The following is an 841-nucleotide window of genomic DNA, read 5'->3' as shown; positions in this document are numbered from 1 at the left end:
CCCTTGCGCCGCGGCCCATCGCAACGGCCGGGGAACGACTTGGCGGTGTTCATGGATGGAATCTGCAGGCCGCTCTTTGTCGCCGACACCCATCTCAAGCGCCCCTCTCTAGGCTGCAATGCCCCGAGCACCCTGAAGCGTTCTTGTCATCCAAGCATTAATCTTGTCATCGGCTTCTCGCCTCGATAAGATTAAAGCCTATTCTTGTCATTGTGACGAGATTGACAAGATTTCCTTCTCAATGACTTCCCCTTCCCTGTCGCCCCGTCACGAAGCGTTGCTTCGCCTGGCCATTGCTGCGGGCGAGCCCATTCGCCCTGGTTCACTGGAGCAAGCCCTCCAGACTTCGCGGCCCACCATCAACCGGGCCTTGCGAGAGCTCCTGGCCGCTGGCTTTCTGGAGAAGCTGGGGGACGGCCGGTCCACCCGTTACGTGGCCACGGAAGCCGCCAAGGCAGCACTGGGGGCCTCGCCTTCAGCCACCCACTCGCCGGCAGGGCCTGCTCTGCTGCAGTGGTCGCCGGCGACCATGCCTTTGATCGAAACGCTTCGCGCGCCTCTGCGAACCCGCACTCCGGTAGGCTACGAAAGCAGTTTTGTAGGCAGCTACATCCCGAACCAGTCCAGCTTGCTGCCTTCGCAGCTGGCCGCGGACTTGTTCAACGCCGGCCGCAGCCGGGACCAACTGCCGGCGGGAACCTATGTCCGCGAGGTCCTGGAGCAGTTGCTCATCGACTTGTCCTGGTCGTCATCGCGCCTGGAGGGCAACAACAAGAGCTTGCCCGACACCAAGGCGCTTTTTGCGCATGCAGAGCAAGAGGGGCCCCTTGACGAGGACACC

1 pseudogene is annotated in these 841 nt (G+C 62.2%); it reads left to right on the top strand.

The features are described 5' to 3' along the window. Positions 1 to 241: 241 nt before the first annotated feature. Positions 242 to 841: pseudogene (locus D3H34_RS33145) on the top strand (Fic family protein); the annotation flags it as partial.

Source organism: Acidovorax cavernicola (assembly GCF_003581445.1).
This window is presented reverse-complemented; position numbering and strand designations above follow the sequence as displayed.